Origin of the sequence: Arthrobacter sp. NPDC058097, assembly GCF_042884885.1 — a bacterium.
Lineage (GTDB): Bacteria > Actinomycetota > Actinomycetes > Actinomycetales > Micrococcaceae > Arthrobacter.
The window spans coordinates 101,674-120,498 of record NZ_JBHVSZ010000003.1 but is presented as its reverse complement, the minus strand read 5'-3'; the positions used below and the strand labels follow the sequence as shown (position 1 = coordinate 120,498).

The 18,825-nt window shown below is 62.9% G+C and carries 15 protein-coding genes; 9 read left to right on the top strand and 6 right to left on the bottom strand.

What is annotated here, in order from left to right:
* Positions 1-143: 143 nt before the first annotated feature.
* Positions 144-1,220 (bottom strand): helix-turn-helix domain-containing protein, encoded by a 1,077-nt coding sequence (locus ACFVTE_RS07070; RefSeq protein WP_387098579.1) that lies wholly within the window; start codon positions 1,218-1,220, stop codon positions 144-146.
* Positions 1,221-1,476: 256 nt separating this feature from the next.
* A complete protein-coding gene (locus tag ACFVTE_RS07065) occupies positions 1,477-2,751 on the bottom strand; it encodes an ROK family protein (protein ID WP_387098577.1) in 1,275 nt (424 codons plus the stop codon).
* A gap of 244 nt (positions 2,752-2,995) precedes the next feature.
* On the opposite strand from ACFVTE_RS07065, the gene ACFVTE_RS07060 reads away from it, so the two are divergent.
* From ACFVTE_RS07060 to ACFVTE_RS07020, 9 genes are all read left to right on the top strand, one after another.
* The gene (locus ACFVTE_RS07060; RefSeq protein WP_387098575.1) at positions 2,996-4,132 is read left to right on the top strand and encodes a Gfo/Idh/MocA family protein; all 1,137 of its coding nucleotides are present in this window, start codon (positions 2,996-2,998) and stop codon (positions 4,130-4,132) included.
* Entirely contained in the window at positions 4,129-5,172 is a 1,044-nt protein-coding gene (locus ACFVTE_RS07055) for a Gfo/Idh/MocA family protein (RefSeq protein ID WP_387098573.1), read from the top strand. Before ACFVTE_RS07060 ends, ACFVTE_RS07055 begins: the two co-directional genes overlap by 4 nt.
* Positions 5,173-5,198: 26 nt before the next feature.
* Positions 5,199-6,356 carry an ABC transporter permease gene (locus ACFVTE_RS07050; protein WP_387098571.1) on the top strand — a complete coding sequence of 386 codons (1,158 nt, stop codon included), beginning with the start codon at positions 5,199-5,201 and terminating at the stop codon, positions 6,354-6,356.
* 62 nt (positions 6,357-6,418) lie between these two features.
* Positions 6,419-7,414 carry a sugar ABC transporter substrate-binding protein gene (locus tag ACFVTE_RS07045; protein ID WP_387098569.1) on the top strand — a complete coding sequence of 332 codons (996 nt, stop codon included), beginning with the start codon at positions 6,419-6,421 and terminating at the stop codon, positions 7,412-7,414.
* A 90-nt stretch (positions 7,415-7,504) separates the two neighbouring features.
* Positions 7,505-8,356 carry a TIM barrel protein gene (locus tag ACFVTE_RS07040; RefSeq protein ID WP_387098567.1) on the top strand — a complete coding sequence of 284 codons (852 nt, stop codon included), beginning with the start codon at positions 7,505-7,507 and terminating at the stop codon, positions 8,354-8,356.
* The gene (locus ACFVTE_RS07035) at positions 8,349-9,203 is read left to right on the top strand and encodes a sugar phosphate isomerase/epimerase family protein (protein WP_387098565.1); all 855 of its coding nucleotides are present in this window, start codon (positions 8,349-8,351) and stop codon (positions 9,201-9,203) included. The genes ACFVTE_RS07040 and ACFVTE_RS07035 overlap by 8 nt, the downstream gene beginning before the upstream one ends.
* Positions 9,200-10,696, top strand: coding sequence for a sugar ABC transporter ATP-binding protein (locus ACFVTE_RS07030; RefSeq protein ID WP_387098563.1), 1,497 nt, complete (start codon positions 9,200-9,202; stop codon positions 10,694-10,696). Before ACFVTE_RS07035 ends, ACFVTE_RS07030 begins: the two co-directional genes overlap by 4 nt.
* A gap of 26 nt (positions 10,697-10,722) precedes the next feature.
* A complete protein-coding gene (locus ACFVTE_RS07025; RefSeq protein WP_387098561.1) occupies positions 10,723-11,736 on the top strand; it encodes a sugar phosphate isomerase/epimerase family protein in 1,014 nt (337 codons plus the stop codon).
* A gap of 257 nt (positions 11,737-11,993) precedes the next feature.
* Positions 11,994-12,266, top strand: a complete 273-nt coding sequence (locus ACFVTE_RS07020) for a hypothetical protein (RefSeq protein ID WP_387098559.1) — start codon at positions 11,994-11,996, stop codon at positions 12,264-12,266.
* A 1,553-nt stretch (positions 12,267-13,819) separates the two neighbouring features.
* Here the strand turns inward: ACFVTE_RS07020 and lhgO are convergent.
* The 4 genes from lhgO to ACFVTE_RS07000 all read right to left on the bottom strand — a co-directional run bounded on the left by lhgO (position 13,820) and on the right by ACFVTE_RS07000 (position 18,813).
* Positions 13,820-15,052: an L-2-hydroxyglutarate oxidase gene (lhgO, locus tag ACFVTE_RS07015; RefSeq protein WP_387098557.1), complete on the bottom strand. Its 1,233-nt coding sequence runs from the start codon at positions 15,050-15,052 to the stop codon at positions 13,820-13,822.
* A gap of 172 nt (positions 15,053-15,224) precedes the next feature.
* Complete coding sequence (locus ACFVTE_RS07010; protein WP_387098555.1) at positions 15,225-16,397, bottom strand: acyl-CoA dehydrogenase family protein; 1,173 nt, start codon at positions 16,395-16,397, stop codon at positions 15,225-15,227.
* Positions 16,394-17,569, bottom strand: a complete 1,176-nt coding sequence (locus tag ACFVTE_RS07005) for a CaiB/BaiF CoA transferase family protein (RefSeq protein ID WP_387098553.1) — start codon at positions 17,567-17,569, stop codon at positions 16,394-16,396. The genes ACFVTE_RS07010 and ACFVTE_RS07005 overlap by 4 nt, the downstream gene beginning before the upstream one ends.
* Positions 17,566-18,813, bottom strand: a complete 1,248-nt coding sequence (locus ACFVTE_RS07000) for a hypothetical protein (RefSeq protein ID WP_387098551.1) — start codon at positions 18,811-18,813, stop codon at positions 17,566-17,568. The genes ACFVTE_RS07005 and ACFVTE_RS07000 overlap by 4 nt, the downstream gene beginning before the upstream one ends.
* Positions 18,814-18,825: the final 12 nt, after the last annotated feature.

The window sequence follows — 18,825 nt, the reverse complement described above, 5'->3', positions numbered from 1 at the left end:
AGCGGTCATTGCAACAGGAGGTTTTCGAGTAGTTCGATCGGTTTCCTGAACTCTAGTCGTTTGCGTGGCCGGTCGTTGAGTTCCTGCCGTTTTCATGAGGCCCGGGATGTCGTCTATTGACGCTTCCCCAGCGTGGTTAGGCGTTAGGGGTTCAGTGACTCCCGCAGTTGTTGCAGCGCTTCACGAACGTCAGGCTCGGATCGATGGATCTCCCTCACATTCATCCCGGTAAACTCTTTCACTGCACGTCGCATGCTTTGCACATTGGTGAATCCGCACGAGGTGGCAATTTCCGAGTAGGTGATCCCTTGGGAACCGGCCTGAAGGAGGAGCTCGAGGGCTTTTCGCGTTCTCAAGGCGCGTATACGCTCACCCAGGCGCAGTTCGTCATTCTCGAAAAAGTAGAACAGAGAGCGACGGGAGAGGTTGAACCTTTCGGCGACCATGGCCACGTCCAGATCGGGGTTGTCATAGCTGGCATCAAGGTATTTCTTCACCGCCCGACTTAGGGCCGGTTTCTGCGCCTCATCGTCGATCGGCGTTTCGAGTAGCGAACCCACCAGGGTTGCCATCACGGATCGGAGGATTTCTGCGGTTCCCGATGTCTCCCGGTCGATGCCCGGCCGCTTCCAGGACATCAGCGCAGGGATCACGAAAGTGCCCACAATTGGGTGCCTTGCCAGGTCAGGCAGGCGAAGCAGGGAGCGCAGTTGGGCCTCGCTCACATTCAGGCTGCTGCGGTTGATGTTGAGCTGCAAGGCGTGAAAACCTTCGGGCGCATCGAAACTTCCGCCCAGCGACGTATCAATGAACTTGACGGAGCCCGGTGATACTGGCTCAGGCGCGCCGTTGAGAGCGAGGGTCAGCCCCGGCGCCTTGCGGAAGTAGGCCAGGCGCAGATCCGTGGTGTCGGGATTCGGCGCCCACGAGCCCAATGCGGGGCCGTTGAACATTTCTATGAGACTGAAACCCGGACCGGCAAGGTTAATAGCTGAAGGATTAAAGGACACAGGAGTGCGACGTGCCGACTTTTCCAACCGCATTGGGGTTTCGACGGCGTTACCATACCAGGCTCGCCAATGTTCGAACCTTTGTTCGGGATTAAGCCCTTCCGGCACTGCGTATCGCACCAGACGGCCGCTGCCCCCGGTGGCGGATTGAGGCATGCCATCGTCCTCCTTGACCAGCTGAACCATCATGGCGGCCATGAGAACGGCCACGGCGTCTTAAGGAAGCGGTTGCTGTGTCTCATGGGACCGGCCAGAAAGGACCTCAGCTATTAGCACTATTTTACTCGGACAACTTTGATTGGTTCGCTGATGGGTGCAATTGCTGGCACCCCCGCGAGGAGTATTGTCGCCGCCTTGACGCTGGGTGAGCATGCCCTTGAATAGGACGGGGGCTCGGAGAAATGACCCAACGCGCCGCTTTACAACCTGGCGCGGCTGTCGTGGGCATCTTCATTCGGAGACGTGATCAAGGAAATGCGTCCTGCAATTGTCCGGCCACCGTGTCCCGGAGCTGATGGGATGTTTGGGCGACCTGTTCCACTTTCTGCGGACTGTGAGAATCTTCGCGTCCGGCGGCAAGCAGCCTGGTTGCGAGGTCATTGACTCGGTGAGGGGCGAGGGCATGTTCGACGGCCAAGATGCTGGCACCAACAACACCGGCTTCCGGCCCCGTCTCGGACTGCGTGATATTTAGGTGCTGGGTTGCTAACGGTGTTGAGCGTGCGTAGACCGTTTCGCGGATCCCGGCGATCAGATGTTCTCCGGATTGTGCAAGCGATCCGCCCACGACGATCAGGGAGGGGTTGATGAGGCTCACGCACATGTTGAGCATTTCTCCGATGTCGCGTCCGGCCTGGCGGACGGCTCGAATCGCGGCCAAATCACCGGAACGGACGAGTGTGACGACGTCGTTTCCTGTGATGGCCTCGAGTCCGTTCCCGCGGAGTTGCGCGGCGATGGCGGGGGCGCCTGCTATGGCTTCCAGGCATGCAGTCTTGCCGCAGCGGCATAGAATTCCTGCTCCTCTGGAGACAGCGATATGGCCGACGTCTCCAGCGACCCCTGCCGCGCCTCGCTGCAATATGCCTCCACTGACCACCCCCGAGCCGATACCGGTGGCGACTTTGAGGAAGATCATGTTGTCCTCATTGGGCCAGCGCGTCGCCCGCTCCCCGAGGGCCATGAGGTTGACATCGTTATCGACGAGGACGGGAACGTCAAAGGTCCGCTGAATGCGAGCGGGGACGTCGAATCCGTCCCATCCGGGCATGATCGGGGGGCTGATGGGCTTTCCGGTGGAGTGTTCTACCGGTCCGGGCAGCCCGATGCCGACGGCGAGGATGTCGGCTGCTGGGCGCTTCATCGCTTTCAATTGGCCTGTCAGGGTCATTGTTAGCCAGTCCAGAACGGGTTCTGGTCCGGACGAAATTTCAAGTCGTTCAGTGCTTTCCGTGAGCACCCTTCCGGACAGGTCGGTGAGAGCCATGGTCGCGTGTGTGGCGCCGACGTCAGCGGCGGCGGCCAACCCTGCACCCGGATTGAAGGCCAGTCTTGCTGAGGGGCGGCCTCCGGTGGAAGGCGCGCCCGATACGGGCGCAACCAGTCCGAGTCGTAGGAGCGGTTCAAGGCGGGAACTGATGGCACCCCGTCCCAGGCCCGTCATTCCGGCCAGGTCCGCCCTGGTTCGCGGACGTCCGTCCCGCAGGATGTGCAAAAGTTCGCCGGGGCCGCCGTTGTCCATGTCTCTCCATTCCGGGGCTCAAAAGGTGAATCGTGAGAGGGGTCTTGACCTCAGGCTCACCGACCCCGAGGGGCCCTTATCTCCACCCCAGTGTCAGTCGCCTGCACAGTCCCGTCCACTCGTCGATGCCTAAAGCATCAAAAAGTGCAACTTCGGCGTGCATTCCATGCCCGGCAGCATCAAAAGGTGCAGACTTTTGCCCGGTGACTGACGAAAGCCCTGTGGGTCATGTCACTGTTTCGGCATGGAAAACCACAGAACCACGACAGCCCCCTCCCGGTTACGGGCCGGGTTCGTCGGCGCCGGGTTCATGGCTGAGGTGCATAGCCGGGCCGCCCGTGCTGCCGGGGCGGAACTCGCCGGCATCGCCTCCTCAAGCCCGGCCAGCGCCGCCCGCGCCAGAGACCGTCTGGGCATCGCGCAGGCTTACGCCTCCGTCCAGGACCTCATCGAAGACGATGCGATCGATGTCATCCATGTGTGCACCCCGAACGCCACTCACGTAGCCCTGGCCGAGGCCGCACTTGTGGCCGGTAAGCACGTGGTCTGCGAAAAGCCTCTGGCTACCAATGTGCAGGATGCCACCCATCTGGTGGAGTTGGCCGCGACCGCCGGAACGGTCGCGACGGTTCCTTTCGTCTACCGGTTCCACCCCATGGTGCGGGAAGCCCGGGAACGCATTGCCTCCGGCCAGACGGGGCGGATCTCCACCATCCAGGGGTCCTATCTTCAGGACTGGCTGCTGTCCCGGGACGACGACAACTGGCGGGTGGACGCCGGCGTCGGCGGGCCGTCACGCGCGTTCGCTGACATCGGCTCCCACCTGTGCGACCTCATCGAATTCGTCACCAATGACCGGATCACCCGCATTGGCGCTGTTAGCCGAACCCTGTTTACCGGCCGGGCCAACCACGAGGACGTCCAGACGGAGGACCTCGTTGCGGCGGTATTCTCAACCGATACCGGCACCGTGGGAAACCTCCTGGTCAGCCAGGTCGCACCGGGCCGGAAAAATCGGCTGATGATCGAGATCTCCGGCACCGAAAGCACGGTGCAGTTTGACCAGGAAGCACCGGAGACATTGTGGCTGGGCAAACGTGCCGGTTCCCAGCTGCTCGTCCGCGACCCGGACGCCCTGTCGCCGGACGCAGCCCGGCTATCCGTCCTCCCCGCCGGGCATCCCCAGGGCTATCAGGATGCCTTCAATGCATTCGTCGCCGATACCTACGCCGCCATCAGCGGGGAAACCCCCGAGGGTCTGCCCACATTCCGGGACGGACTCCGGGCCGCCGTCCTTACCCAGAGCATCCTCGAATCCAACACCAGCGGTCACTGGACCGATGTTCCAGACATCAAACAGTTAGAAGGAGTGCAGCAGTGAAAATCATCCAGGTAGGCCTCGGCGCATGGGGCGCTTCATGGCTGAACGTCATCCACCAAAGCAAGACCTGGGAACTGGCCGGCGTCGTCGACGTCAACCCGGACGCCGCTCGGGCCGCAGGTGGACAGTATGGAATCCCCGCCTACGCCACTATCCAGGAAGCCCTCAACCACAAGGAAACCTTCGACGCGGTCCTGGTTATCGTTCCACCCGAATACCACGCCGCAGTGGCCATCCCGGCCCTCGAAGCCGGTGTCCACGTGCTGATCGAGAAGCCCCTGGCACACAATCTTGAGGACGGAATCCGGATCATCGACGCGGCGGAAAAGTCCGGCAAGCAGGCGATGGTGTCGCAGAATTACCGCTTCAAGCGTGCCGCGCGGACCGTCCAGCGCCTCATCAGCGAAGGGGTCATCGGAGACCTCGAGCACGTCTTCATCGACTACAAGAAGAACCCGCCGTTCGAAGGCTTCCGGCTCGAAATGGATGAACCCCTCATCGTGGACGCGATGATCCACCACCTGGACCAGCTCCGCGGCATCGTCGGCGTAGAGCCCACCGCCGTGCGTGCACGGTCCTGGAACACTGGCACCTCCAGGTTCAAGGGCAACGCCTCCGCGGTTGTGCAGTTCGACTGCGACAACGGTGCCCGCGTTGTTTACACCGGCTCGTGGAGCTCCTACGGCCCGCAGACCAGCTGGGACGGTGACTGGGAAATCCAGGGCAGCAAGGGCGCGATCACGTGGAAGAACAACGAGGTGACGATCAACTTCGCCTCACTGTTCGACACCGTCTTCCTCGCCGGAGCGGTGGAACGCTCCGGCGTCATGCACGTCGACCTGGATCCCCTGCCGGTCGAGGAACGCCTGGGAACACTGGCTGCGTTCCGCGAGGCCATCGAAACCGGCCAGAAGGCTGAAACGGACGTCACCGACAACATCCAGAGCCTGCAGCTGGTCATGGCCACCGCAGACTCGGCCCGCCAGGACGGTGCGCCCATTTCCCTGAAGACCAACGCCGAACTCTTCGGCAGCAACTAGCACTTCCGGCCTGAGGAAGTGTCGAAATGACTGGAGAAACAACCATGCAGCCACAAACAGCCACCGGCGCAGCCGGCACGGTTAACAGCAAGGCTGGCCCCGGCAAGTCCGGGGACGAGACCCGATCAAAGCTTTCCGGTGTCGGCAGCTTCATCGGCGCGCAGGGTCTGCTCGTCGTCGTCCTGCTCTTCGGTGTACTGCTGACCTTCCTCAGCCCGGTGTTTCTGACCCCGGTGAACCTGGTCAACCTGCTCTACCAGTGCACCATCCTGGGCGTATTCGCCATCGGCATGACGTTCGTCATCCTGACAGGAGGCATCGACGTCTCCGTGGGATCCACCGCGGCCCTGGCCTCCGTGCTGTCCATGGGCGTTATCGTGAGAATGAACATGCCCGCCGAAGTCGGCCTCCTTGCCGGCCTGGCCGTTGGCGGGGTGGTGGGAGCCCTGAACGGGCTGATGGTCACGAAACTGGGAATTTCCCCACTTATCGCAACCCTTGCCACCTTGTCCGCCGGATCCGGCATCGCCTTCGCCTACACCGACGGGGGCAACATCACCCCGGTTCCGAAGCTGCTGACCAACATGGTCAGCGCAAAAATCGCCGGCGTCCCCTTGCTCATCCCGGCGGTTCTGCTGCTGGCCTACCTGGCACACCTGGCCCTGACGCGCACGACGTACGGGCGGTCCATCTACGCCGTTGGCGGCAACAAAGAAGCGGCACTGCTGGCCGGTATCCGGGTGGACCGGGTGACCATGAACGCCTACGTCATCGCCGGCCTCTCCGCCGGCATGGCAGGCCTGCTGCTCACCGGCCGCCTGGCCTCGGGCAGCCCGCGTGCCGGTGACGGCATCGAACTGACCATCATCGCGGCCGTCGTTATCGGCGGTACCAGCCTCTTTGGCGGCCAGGGCAACATCAAGGGCACGCTCCTGGGCGTGCTGCTGATCGCCATGGTCTCCAACGCGGTGAACCTTCTCGGCATCCCCTCCTCCTACGACAAGATCGTCCAAGGCGTGGTCATCTTCGCTGCTGCCGCCCTGGACGTCTACCGCTACAAGTACGTCAAGCGGAACCTCTCAAGGAAACGCAAGATCGGACCCGCGCCCGCCGCAGAACAGAAAGCGGCCAGCCCCAAGGTGACCGAATCCGGCCAGGACCAGACGGCCCAGACGCCTGCCTAACCTCCTCGCTACCACCGCACGTCCGTGCACCCGTCGAAATAACCAACAGAAAGAGCAAGTCAATGAAGACCTCACCCAAACTGGCGGTCCTTGCGGCAGTGTCCGCCGCCACGATAGCCCTCAGCGGTTGCGGCGCGTCCCCCTCTTCATCAGCCCAGGGCGACAGTGGCGGAGCCAAGCCAAAAAAGATCGCTGTGCTGCTGTACAGCCAGAGCTTTGAATTCATGGTCGCGCTCGGACAGGGCATCAAAGACAGGGCCAAGGAACTCAATGTCGACGTGACGGTCCTGGACGCCAAGGGTGATTCCAGCACCCAGATCAGCCAGATCCAGGACCAGCTCGCGCAGGGCGTGGACGGGATCGTCCTTAGCCCGAACAACTCGGCCGAACTCGCCCCCGGGGTCCAGATGATCCACGACGCCGGCAAGACTGTTACCACGGTTGACTCGGTGATTCCCGGTGACGTCGCCGACGCCGCCGTTGCCTTCGACAACAAGAAAGCCGGGAAGCTTGGCGCCGAAGCGCTGGCCAAGCTGATGGGGAAGAAAGGAACGGTACTCGAATACCAGGGTGCGAAGGGCGCCTACCACGCGATCCTCCGCGGCGAGGGCTTCACCGAGGGCATCAAACAGTTCCCCGACATCAAGGTCATCTCCCGCGACGCGCAGTGGACGGCCGACAACGCACTCTCGCTGACGGTGGACAACTTCACCTCGGATCCGAGCATCAGCGGCCTCTTTAGCCACAACGACGAAATGGTCCGCGGCGTTGTCTCCGGACTCTCGCAGATCAACAAGGCTGCCCCTGTCGGCGCAGCCGGCCACATCCCGCTCGTCGGAGTGGACGGCACCCCGCTGGCTCTTGACCGCATCCGCAAGGGCGTCCAGGACGCCACCATGGACCAGAACCCCTTCGAGATGGGAGCCCTCGCCCTGCAGGCCGAAGTAGACCTTCTCGACGGCAAGCAGGTACCGAAGATGCAGCTGACCGACACCCAGCTCATCACCAAGGAAAACGTCGATGACCCCAAGCTCTGGGGAAACATCTTCAAAAACTAGGGCCAGTCCGGCTCACCCAACCCGTCCGGGCCAGGCGCCACCGTCTGGCCCGGCCAGCACCAAACGCATACTTCACCCAAGGAGAGATAAGTGTCCCGCTTCAAATATTCCTACAACGCCATCGTTTACTACCAGGAAGACATCGCCAAGGGAATCGACCGTGTAGCGCGCTACGGCTACGACGCCATCGAACTCGTCGGAGAACCGGCAACACACAACGTCGAAGAGATCAACAAGCTGACCAAGGATGCCGGCATCGACGTCAGCTCCATCTGCAGCATCTGGTTCGGGGAGGAACGTGACCTGATCAACCCCAGCGCAGCCAACCGGCAGAAGGCACTGGACTACGGCAAATCCGTCGCCGACTTCGCCGCCGGCGTCGGAGCCCCGACCATCATCGTCGGACCATCCCCCGTCGGTAAGACCGAGGCGCTGGCAAGCGACGAACAGGAATGGGACTGGGCCGTGGAGAACGTCCGCACGCTCGGTGAATACGCCGCAAGCGTGGGCGTGAACATCACCCTCGAGCCGTGGAACCGCTACGAAACACACTTCCTGAACCGGCTCGACCGCGCAGTTGCGCTCCTGGACGCAACAGGTCTGAAGAACGGTGGTGTGCATGGCGACCTCTTCCACATGAACATTGAGGAAGACACCATCCACGGCGCCTTCGCCCGTGCCGGCAGCAAGGTCAACCACGTCCACCTGGCAGACTCCAACCGTGCCGCACCCGGCGTAGGACACATTGACTTCCGCCCGACCCTGCAGACACTCAAGGACATTAACTTCGACGGATATCTGACCTTCGAACTGCTTCCCGCGGCATCGAACCCGTTCGCGATGATGGCACGCGGCGGCCACCTGGAGTTCCTGGACCCCTACACGGAAAAGGCCATCAACGAGATGAAGAAGCTGGAACAGGAGCTGTGGCCCAATGAGTAAATACCAATTCGGGGTCAGCACCTTCATCCTGGTCTCACCCTTCACCGACCAGGACGTTGACCAGTTCGACGTTGCCAAAGACATGGGCTACGACCTCATCGAGGTCTGCATCGAAGACCCTGCCGTGGTCAGCGCGGAAGCGCTCAAGAAAGCCTCCGAGCGCACCGGACTGCCCGTGTCCATCTGCGGGGCGTTCGGACCGGACCGGGACGTCTCCCATGAGGACCCCCAGAAGCGGCGGCAGGGCATCGACTACCTGAAGCTGTGCGTCGACATCGCCCAGGCAGTCGGGTCCCCGCACGTGGCCGGTCCGATGTACTCCGCCACCGGCAAAGCCCGGCTGCTTCCCCCGGAAGAACGCCGCCAGCAGCGCCAGTGGGCGGCCGACAGCCTCCGCGAAGTCGCAGACTACGCGGCCGAACGCGGCGTCACCCTCGCCATCGAACCGCTCAACCGCTTCGAAACCGACCTGGTCAACACCGTCCAGCAAGGTCTGGAACTGTGCGAACTGATCGGCCGGGACAACGTGGGCCTCATGCTCGACACCTTCCACATGAACATCGAAGAGAAGAATATCGGTGAGGCCATCACCTCGGCCGGTGACAAGGTTTTCCACTTCCAGGTCTCCGAAAACGACCGCGGAACGCCCGGCAGCGGCCACGTCCCCTGGTCCGAGACCTTTGACGCGCTGAAAACGATCGATTACCAGGGTTCCATCGTCGTGGAGTCCTTCCTGCCCACCGTTGAAGAAATCGCCAAAGCCGTGTCCCTGTGGCGCCCTGTGGCACCGTCCATGGACGCACTCGCCCGTGACGGACTCACCTTCCTGAGGAGGGAATTGCCGTGACCCCAACGCCCGGTGGTGCTCCGGCCATCGTCGAAGCACGCAACCTTGTAAAACTGTTTCCGGGCGTTGTCGCCCTCTCCGGCATGAACTTTGAGCTTCATGCCGGAGAGGTGCACTGCGTCTGCGGTGAAAACGGCGCCGGCAAATCGACGCTGATTAAGACACTGAGCGGTTTTTACACTCCTGACGAAGGCGGTGTCTACGTCGACGGCCAACTCATGCACGCCAGCACCGTGGCATCCAAGGCCGCAGGCATCGCCACCATCTACCAGGAACACAACCTCGTGCCGGACCTCTCCGTCGCGGAGAACATCCTTCTCGGCAACTGGGGCGGTAAAAAAGGGTTCCTCTCCCGCCGCGAGATCCGCAAACGCGCCCGGAAAGCCCTCGACCAGGTCGCCCCGCACCTCAACCTCGACACCCCTGCCATGGCCTTGTCCACCGTGGACGGTCAAATGGTAGAAATCGCCCGCGCCATAGCACAGGAGGCCAGGGTCATCATCATGGACGAACCCACCACCGCCCTGACCGAGCAGGACGTTGACAAACTCTACAAGCTGGTCAACGAGCTGCGGGGCAAAGGCCTGGCGATCATGTACGTTTCGCACAAGCTGGAGGAAGTCTTCACCCTGGCCGACAAGATCACCGTCATCCGTGAAGGCAAGACCGTTGCATCCTCCGTACCGGCGGACCAGCTCGACGCCCGCTCCGTCGTGCAGCTCATGGTCGGCAAAGACGTCGATCTCTACGAGCACGTTCCCCGAGAACGCGGTGATCTGGTGCTCGAAGCCCGCGGCCTAAGCCGCGCAGGTGCCTTCGCGGACGTGGATCTGAAGCTGCACGCAGGGGAGATCGTCGGATTGGCCGGACTCGTGGGAGCCGGCCGTACCGAGGTCGCCCGCTGCATCTACGGCGCCGACAAGGCCGACGCAGGAACCGTCGAGATCGGCGGGCGAAAGCTCCGCCTGAACGACGCGACAGCCGGGATCGCAGCGGGAATCGCCCTCGTCCCCGAGGAACGGAAGCTGCAGGCCATCATCCCCATGCTGTCCATCCGGGAAAACACCACGCTGACACTCCTAAAGCACATCAGCCGCTGGGGAGTGCTGAAGCGCGGCTACGAAAAGAAGATGGTAGGCGACTACATCAAGGAACTTGATGTCAGGACCCCGTCGGCCGAAACGCCGATACAGTCCCTGTCCGGCGGCAACCAGCAAAAGGTCATCATCGCACGCTGCCTGGCCAGCAACCCTAAGGTCCTCATCCTGGACGAGCCAACAAAGGGCATTGATATCGGCGCTAAGGCCGAGATCCACCGCCTGATTGAACAGCTTGCCCGCCAAGGGGTGGCGGTCCTCGTCATCTCCAGCGAACTCCCCGAACTGCTCGAACTCTCCGACCGCGTAATGGTCATGCGGGCCGGCCGGGTCGTAGCGGAGCTGGACAAGGCCCAGGCAACCAAAGAGAACGTCATCGCCTACGCCGCGGCATAAGCCATCCTCCCAGAACGGAAACCATCATGACCGATCAACAAATCCGCCCGTTCACCCTCTTCACCGGCCAGTGGGCCGACCTGCCCTTCGAGGAAGTCGCGCGCCTAGCCTCAGGCTGGGGCTACGATGGCCTGGAAATCGCCGTCTCCGGCGACCACCTGGACGCTTGGCGCTGGGACGAACCCGGCTACGTCGACTCCAAACTCGCCATCCTGGACAAATACAACCTCAAGGTCTGGGCCATCTCCAACCACCTCAAGGGCCAGGCCGTCTGCGATGACCCGATCGACTTCCGCCACGAAGCGATCGTCGGGTCCAAGGTCTGGGGCGACGGGGACCCCGAAGGCGTCCGCACCCGCGCCGCCGAGGAAATGAAACACACCGCCCGCCTCGCGCGCGCGTTGGGGGTGGACACGGTCGTCGGGTTCACCGGCTCCTCCATCTGGCAATACGTCGCGATGTTCCCGCCCGTCCCGGAAAAGGTCATCGACGCCGGCTACCAGGACTTCGCCGACCGCTGGAACCCCATCCTGGACGTCTTCGACGAAAACGGCGTCCGCTTCGCCCACGAAGTCCACCCCTCCGAGATCGCCTACGACTACTGGACCACCGTCCGGACCCTCGAAGCGATCGGCCACCGCGAAGCGTTCGGCCTGAACTGGGACCCCTCCCACTTCATGTGGCAGGGCATCGACCCTGTCTCCTTCATCTGGGACTTCAAAGACCGGATCTACCACGTCGACTGCAAGGACACCAAGCTCCGCCCCACCGGCCGGAACACCGTCCTCGGCTCCCACCTGCCCTGGGGCGACCCCCGCCGCGGCTGGGACTTCGTCTCCGCAGGACGCGGCGACGTCCCCTGGGAATCCTCCTTCCGCGCCCTCACCGCCATCGACTACACCGGCCCGATCAGCATCGAGTGGGAAGACGCGGGCATGGACCGCCTCCACGGCGCCCCCGAAGCCCTCGCCGCCCTCAAGAAGTTCGACTTCCCCGCATCACAGACATCCTTCGACGCCGCCTTCAGCAGCAAGGACTGATCAGTGTGGCGCGCGAAACTTTGACTGTTCGCAAAGCCGGACATCCCGGGTGAGCGCCGCCGATACGGGGAGTACATCCGCGTATCGGCGGCGCTCGAAGTCAGACGTAAGCACGGCGTTGGGGCCGTCCCAAACCGACCCCAAAAAGGATCGCATTGCCAGCCGACCTTTACCTACCCTTGGGCCATGCCGAATGGTCAGCGCGGTGCGAATCACTTGCTCCGCTCGTCATAGGGTCAAGCGCCATAGCTCCGCTCATGATGGGGGAGCTGACCGCCATCGTCCACCTGGAACCGGATCCGGTTCCGGCCAAAGGGCTCACCTTCGACTGCACGGCACTTGGCGGCTCGGCAGAGCTTCGTCAACGAATCACCGCCACCTTGCCTGGCGTCAGCCCTGATAACATCACCGTCACTGTTGGAGCGGGCGAAGCTCTCGCCATGGTTGCTGAGGCAGCCTGCCTTCCTGGCGCCCATGTTGTTATCGAAACTCCGGCTCCCCGAAGTGCCCTTATGGCGGCGCAAAAATAGGCACCTCCGTTACTTTGCTCCAAGCCCCGATCACTGCGTAGTTGGTCGCTGGCAGCTTAAGACCAACCACAAGGGCCGTTTTCCTGAGTTCCCCCACAGCCCGACGGGTTAAGTATTGGAGGCTGGCCCCCTGACCTGGATCGCAGCGGAGCTAGCGGTTAGGCGCGATCTCGCCCGAGAACTGTTGGCCGATCTCCGGCACATCGATGCCGGCATCAAGAACAACGAGGCCCAGACCCGCGACGCGTTGGCTGCGTCCGCCACCACCCTGTAGGATCCCGGGCGTCGGCGTCGTCCGGACCGCACTTTTGGCTTCGGACCGGGTCGTATATCGGTCGGATTGTCCCGGACTGCCTACGGTTTCTGGAGTCCCCAGCGTCCGCAAGGGCCGGAACCCGGTTCGAGTCCCACTGCGGGCACAGCGTGACCCCTCGTAATTGGGGTTTTCGCTTTAATGTGTGGACATTGACCCTCCGCGGGTCCCTCTGACGTTGTCCGCGGTCTGTGTCTGGCGCCGCGGTGGCCTATTCGGTCGTGCGGGTGATGGTATTAGGGTCCTAGCTTGTGGGCCTTCGGCCTGCTGGAATCTAGGGTATGTGCCGTGCTATCTGGCTGTTCCGGTGGCCAGTTGTTGGCCGTCACTCTCAGTCATGGCAGGGAGTTGTGGTGATGACATGACCCAAGCCGAATGTTCTTCGAGAATCTTCCTCGGGTAGCTGCTTTCTGGAACCAGACAGACTGCGCTCAGCGCGGGTTTGTCCAGCCAAAAGGGTGTGCACATTGTGCACACCTTTGTGCACGTGCGGCTTTTCGACCTGCATGTTGGTCCCTTCCTCAGGGTTCTACCTTCACTACTTCATGCAGTTCCCTGTTTCAGGAGACACGACTTCGCGGTTTAGATCGTCGGTGTCGTTGGACGTTCCGGGTTCAGCGGGAACGTCTTTGGTGGTATTTGCGTCTGTGGCGTCCGATCCGTCGACAGAGTGCAGGTGTGTGGGCTCCGGACTTTCTTCCGGGGCTGTCCCGGCTTTGGTTGATCCGTCACTGCCGTCACTGGCCGGTCTCTGTCTGGACTCGCGGCTATCTTGGTGACTAGCTGAGCCTGCTCTTCAACGGCCATGGGCTCGCCGGCAGGCGACGATGACCGGAAACGGCCGGCGCATCACGCGGAGGGTCTGGGGCATACGGAGGTTGTCCATCAAGCTGAGGGTTGAAAGACGTCGAACCGAGAAAGACATGTGCGGCCGCACTACCATCGGATGAAACGTCTCGTTGGCACGTCTCCCAGCCGGGGCTCGATCTCCGTGTCCTCACCAAGTCTTGCGAGACACTTCTGTCGGGTTGCGATCTGAGAAGTTCTCTAGCCATTGTCAGAAGTGCCGAACCGGACCCTATTCTGACAGCCTTCGGCTAACTGCCTGACGTCAGGTTGGGGTGTACCTAAACCTAATAGTGCCGCTGACCAGATACTCGCCCTCGGCCGTTTTTGGCTACGGTCCGCGACAGCCATGGGCGAACCTGACGAAGGGAACGGTACACCCCGTCTGCTTTTCCTATCCCGCGTAGGCGAGGGCTTCTTCGACGATGTGTTCGGCGATGGCGAGGGAAGCGGTTGCCCCGGGGGAGGGTGCGTTGCGGACCTGAACGAGCCGCCCGGTGGAGCGGATGACGAAGTCGTCTACCAGCCTTCCGTCCGAGTTGAGGGCCTGCGCTCGGATCCCGCGCACGCCCGTGACCACGTCGGCTGATTCAATGGCCGGCACGAATTTGCGGGCCTCCTCGACGAATGCTTTCTTGCTGACCGCAGTCCGGACCTGCTGGAGGGTCGCGGGGATGTTATCGGCAGCAAACTTCCAGAAGCCCGGGTACGTGAGCGTCTCCGCGAGGTCGCGGAGGTTGGGGGCGTTGTTCCGGTAGTTTTCCCGGGCAAAGGACAGGAAGGCGTTCGGGCCGAGCATGACGGCGCCGTCCACGCGTTTGGTCACGTGCACACCGAGGAAGGGGTACCGGGGGTCCGGGACAGGGTAGATTAGCCCGTTGACCAGTGAGGAGCGCTCGGGCCGAAGCAAGAAGTAGTCGCCGTAGAACGGCACGATGTGCGGTCCGTCGTCCTTCTTCCCGGGGGTTCCCGTCCGGTCGGTGACGGCGTTGGCGAGCCTGTCAGACTGCAGGCCGGCGCACGTGATGACCAAGTCGAAGGCCTCAGCGTCGAAGCCTGTTCCGGAGACCCTGACCTCGGATCCGGTCGCGTCCAGCCCGGTGACCAAGGCGCCGAGACGGATCTGCCCGCCGTCGGCCTCGACGTCTTTGCCGAGCGACCGGGTCAGTCCAGGGTAGTCGATGATGGCGGTGTGCGGGGAGTGTAGGGCGGCGATGCCTCCGGTGCAGGCGGGTTCCAGCTCACGCAGCCGGTCGCGGTCGATAATGGAGACGTCCGGGACGCCGTTGGCCTTGGCCCGTTCGAAGATGCTGTGCAGCCGGTCGAGCTCGAGGCTGTTGTGCGCTACTACAACCTTCCCGCATTCGTCGAAGGCGATGTTGTTCTCGGCGGCGTATTCGGCCAGCAACTCCACCCCGCGGCGGCAGAGCCGGGCCTTGAGCGAGCCGGGTTCGTAGTAGAGGCCGGCGTGGACGACGCCGGAGTTGTGGCCCGTCTGGTGTCCGGCCAGGCCCGACTCTTTCTCAAAGAGGGTGACCTGAGCGCCGTCGACCATCCGGGACAGCTGCCGGGCCACGGCGGTGCCAATGATTCCGCCGCCGATCACTGCAATTCGCTTCGTTGTCATTACTTTTCTTCCGTTGCTCAAATGATGGCCGACGCGGCGACGAGGCCGACGGATTTGCAGGGGGACGGCCCGAGCAGTGGTTAGCTCCCGGGCCGTCCCAAGCCGCGCTGGCGGGCCCGGAACTAATCCGTAGGGTAGGTATCGGTATGACAGCCGCGGCATGCCTCCCGTACTAGGAGAGGAGGTCCTTGGCTATGATATTTCGTTGGATCTGGTTGGTGCCCTCGATGATCTGCAGTCCCTTGGCCTCGCGCATGAAGCGTTCCATGGGGTAGTCGGTGCTGTAGCCCTTGGCACCGAAAACTTGAATTCCGTCCAGGGTGATCTGCATGGCGGTATCGGTTGCAAAGGTCTTGGCGATTCCGATCAGCGGTGCTGCCTCGCGGGGTGACATGCCGGCGTCGAGAACGGCTGCTGACTTGTAGACCAGGTGCCTGGACGCTTCAAGGCCGATCTTCATGTCTGCCAACATCCACTGCAGGCCTTGGAAATCGGCGATTGGCTGGCCGAATGCCTGGCGTTCTTTCGCGTACGCCACGGCATGTTCGAGGGAGCCTTGGGCGAGACCGAGCGCACGGGCTCCGACGAGGGGGCGCAGCCGTGTAAAGGTGCTGGCCGCGGTCTTGAAGCCTTCGCCTTCCTGGCCAAGCCGGTCGCTGGTGGGCACAAAGACGTTATTGAACTCCACCTCGCAGGACGGGATTGCCCGGCCGCCGATCTTGTTCATCTTTGCGCCCCTGGTGACCCCTTCGGCGTCCGTGGGCACAACGAAGGCGCTGAGCCCCTTGTGACCGGGACCGCCGGTGCGGGCGAAGGTGACAAAGTAGTCCGATACCGGGGCGTTTCCGGCCCAGACCTTTTTTCCTGTCAGCCGGTATCCCCCCGCTACCGGCTCAGCCTTGGTCTGCAGGTTTGCCATGTCAGAACCAACATCGGGCTCAGTGTTGGCCGTGGAGAACCGCAGCGTGCCATTTGCCAGTTTCGGCAGGAACCGCTCACGCTGCTCCGCGTTCCCCGCCGCGCTGATCGCGAAGAACGGCTGCCAGGTCATCATCAACAGGTATGAGGTGTTGTAACAGGCGCGGGTCAGGCCCTCGATGGCCAGTGCGCAACTGAGGATGCCGGAGTCGCGGCCCCCGTGCTCAGGGGCGAACGGAAGTGCAAGCAGGTTCTTCTCCACCAGGAGGTCGAACATGTCTTGGGGGTACTCCCCCGTCTTGTCCCGCCTGTCCGCGCCGGCGGCGACGGGTCCGTCTGCCAACTCGCGGATTTCTTCTTGGAGGGCAATCTGCTCGGCAGTGAGTGCGTACTGCTCCTGCTGTTTGGTCTCGATGATGGTGGTCATGACTGCTCCTTTGCGTGGATTTCTTTGGTACTTGGGGGTTTTGGTGAAGTCGTGGGGGGAATACCCTGCTCGCGGACTATTCCCTGAGCCACCAGCCGATCGATCTCGACGTCCGGGAACCCCAGTTCGTGCAGGACTTCCCGGGTGTGCTCTCCCAGGCGTGGCGGGGGGGCGTCCACAAGAGGCCAGGGCGGGTCCGCCATCACGGGGGTACGGACCTGCCTCAGAGTGCCCACAGTGGGATGCTGCACTTCCAGCGTCCTGGAAGGCGCGCCGGGAAGGACGTCGGAGAGTCCAAGAACGGGGACGATGCCCGTTCCTCCCGGGCCGATCAGTTCCAGCCAGTGCGCACGGGGCCGGGTGCGGAGGATTGCCGCCACCTGCGCGCGGTTCATTTCGAATCCGCTTGACCCTTCAGACTGGAGGCCCGCGGCAATCCAAGATTCACCGTCGGCGTTCAACCACAGCGACAGGCCGTCACCGCAGACGTACGGGCCGCAGATCGAACCGGGCTCTACCCCGGTCGAGCCGGTGTTTCCCACATGGTCGGTTTGTGCATAAAGCTGGGTGTCCAGCAGATTGAGGTCGATTGTGGAGCCTGTTCCGCTTCCTGCCCGGCGGAGGAGCGCGGCAAGGATGCCGACGGCTGCGAGAACTCCCGCACCGACATCCGGAAGACTGACTCCCATCCGCACCGGCCTGCCCTCTAATTGTCCGGTGGAGGCCATCGAGCCACTCAGCGCCTGTATCACCGGATCATTGGCCGGGAGCGTCGCATACGGGCCATCAGGGCCAAAAGCGGAAACGGTGCAGTAGATGAGTTCCGGATACCTGGCGCGCAGCTCGGCGGCGCCCAACCCCAGCCGTTCAGCAGTGCCGGGCCGGAAATTCTGAACAACGACATCCGACTGTTCCACAAGCTGCAGTGCGGCCGCCAACCCTTCGGGCTGCTTGAGATCCAGCGAGATGCTCCGCTTACCGCGGTTGAACCCGAGGAAGATGGCTGACTCGTCGGCGGAGTAGACGCTGCCCATGCCGCGGCCGATCTCGCCGGCGGGTGGTTCGAGCTTGGTGACCTCGGCGCCGAGGTCCGCCAGCAGCATGGTGCACCAAGGCCCGGCGACAAAATGCGTCAGGTCCAGTACGCGCACCCCTGCCAGCGGCCCGGTCATGAGACGGTAGCGCCGTCGGTGTGGCCCGATGCGCCGTCTATGGTGAGGGGGGCCGACGGCCCAAGCGCCAGGGCCGACCAGTCGGGGTGCAGGTGGCGGTACGCCGCTTCGACGATCCAGTAGTTGCCGTAGGGCATGACGTCCTCCAGGGGGAAGCGGGAGAACCCTGCTCCGGCTTTTTCTGCCGGCAGCCGGCCCCAACTGCTGTGCAGAAGGACGCCGCCGGGAGAGAGATAGTTGGTGAACAGTTCCTCGGTAATAGAGTCCGCCGCCGCTGAGGCCCATGCGGCCGATTCATCGTCCAGCCGCGCAAGGCGCATCAGCGCATTCGCTGCGATGGTGGCGCTGCAGGAGTCGCGAGGGACGGCCGGTGCGTCCGGGTCTGCGAAATCGTAGAACGGCACGTGGTCCTCCGGCAGGTGGTCCACATACCAGCGGCACACCTTGCGTGACACCTCGAGGAAGCGGGGATCCCCAGTGGCTTCGTACACGTTGACGTAATTGTGCATTGCCCAGGACTGCCCCCGCGCCCACGTGGTGTTGTCGCTGTAGCCCTGCATTGAGTAGCGGCGGGCGGGCTGGCCTGATTCAAGGTCGAACTCGATTGCTTGGTAGGCCGCGCCGTCCTCGCGCACGATGCCGTAGTCCAGGAGATTGGTGTTGTGCACTCGTGCCGTAGCGGCCAGCTCTGGGTCCACGGCAGCGGCCCAGTAGAACGGGAGCAGGTTCAGCCCCGTGTCAATGACGGCGCGGTTGACGCCGACCACTTGGAAGAACACTCCCAAGCGCTCGTCGAAGTTGGTTCTGTACTGCCGCGTCGCCTCGAGGGCAGCCTTGGCCAGGTCCGAATCCCCGGTGAGGCGCGCTCCCAGACACGACGCGTAAAAGAGGTCGCTGCCGGCGGCCGAGAACCGCGGCGGCTCATGGGACAGACTTCCGGCGACAACGTGGGCCAGCTTCCTGGCCGCGGCACGAACGCGGTCGTCATCGAAGTGGTCGGCCACCAGCCAGAGTCGCCCGGTCAGAAAGCCAACCCACTGGAAGGTGGACCAATCGTGCGGCAAGTAGGTCTCACAGGGACGGTAGCCGCCGGTGGTGTACTTGAACCCGGGAACGGCACCGGCAGGCGAGTTCTCGATGAGCTGTAGCACCGGTTCGAGGCCGCGGCGCACGTCTTCGAGAGCCTGCTGTGCCAAGTTCCGCGTGGAAGTGCGCTGGGTGGTTAATGTCTGGATGATGCTCATGAGATTCCTTCG

Coding starts and splice junctions, on each gene's coding strand:
- ACFVTE_RS07065 (WP_387098577.1), bottom strand. CDS start 2,751: ATGGACAACGGCGGCCCCGGCGAACTTTTGCACATCCTGCGGGACGGA.
- ACFVTE_RS07060 (WP_387098575.1), top strand. CDS start 2,996: ATGGAAAACCACAGAACCACGACAGCCCCCTCCCGGTTACGGGCCGGG.
- ACFVTE_RS07050 (WP_387098571.1), top strand. CDS start 5,199: ATGACTGGAGAAACAACCATGCAGCCACAAACAGCCACCGGCGCAGCC.
- ACFVTE_RS07045 (WP_387098569.1), top strand. CDS start 6,419: ATGAAGACCTCACCCAAACTGGCGGTCCTTGCGGCAGTGTCCGCCGCC.
- ACFVTE_RS07035 (WP_387098565.1), top strand. CDS start 8,349: ATGAGTAAATACCAATTCGGGGTCAGCACCTTCATCCTGGTCTCACCC.
- ACFVTE_RS07025 (WP_387098561.1), top strand. CDS start 10,723: ATGACCGATCAACAAATCCGCCCGTTCACCCTCTTCACCGGCCAGTGG.
- ACFVTE_RS07020 (WP_387098559.1), top strand. CDS start 11,994: ATGATGGGGGAGCTGACCGCCATCGTCCACCTGGAACCGGATCCGGTT.
- lhgO (WP_387098557.1), bottom strand. CDS start 15,052: ATGACAACGAAGCGAATTGCAGTGATCGGCGGCGGAATCATTGGCACC.
- ACFVTE_RS07010 (WP_387098555.1), bottom strand. CDS start 16,397: ATGACCACCATCATCGAGACCAAACAGCAGGAGCAGTACGCACTCACT.
- ACFVTE_RS07005 (WP_387098553.1), bottom strand. CDS start 17,569: ATGACCGGGCCGCTGGCAGGGGTGCGCGTACTGGACCTGACGCATTTT.
- ACFVTE_RS07000 (WP_387098551.1), bottom strand. CDS start 18,813: ATGAGCATCATCCAGACATTAACCACCCAGCGCACTTCCACGCGGAAC.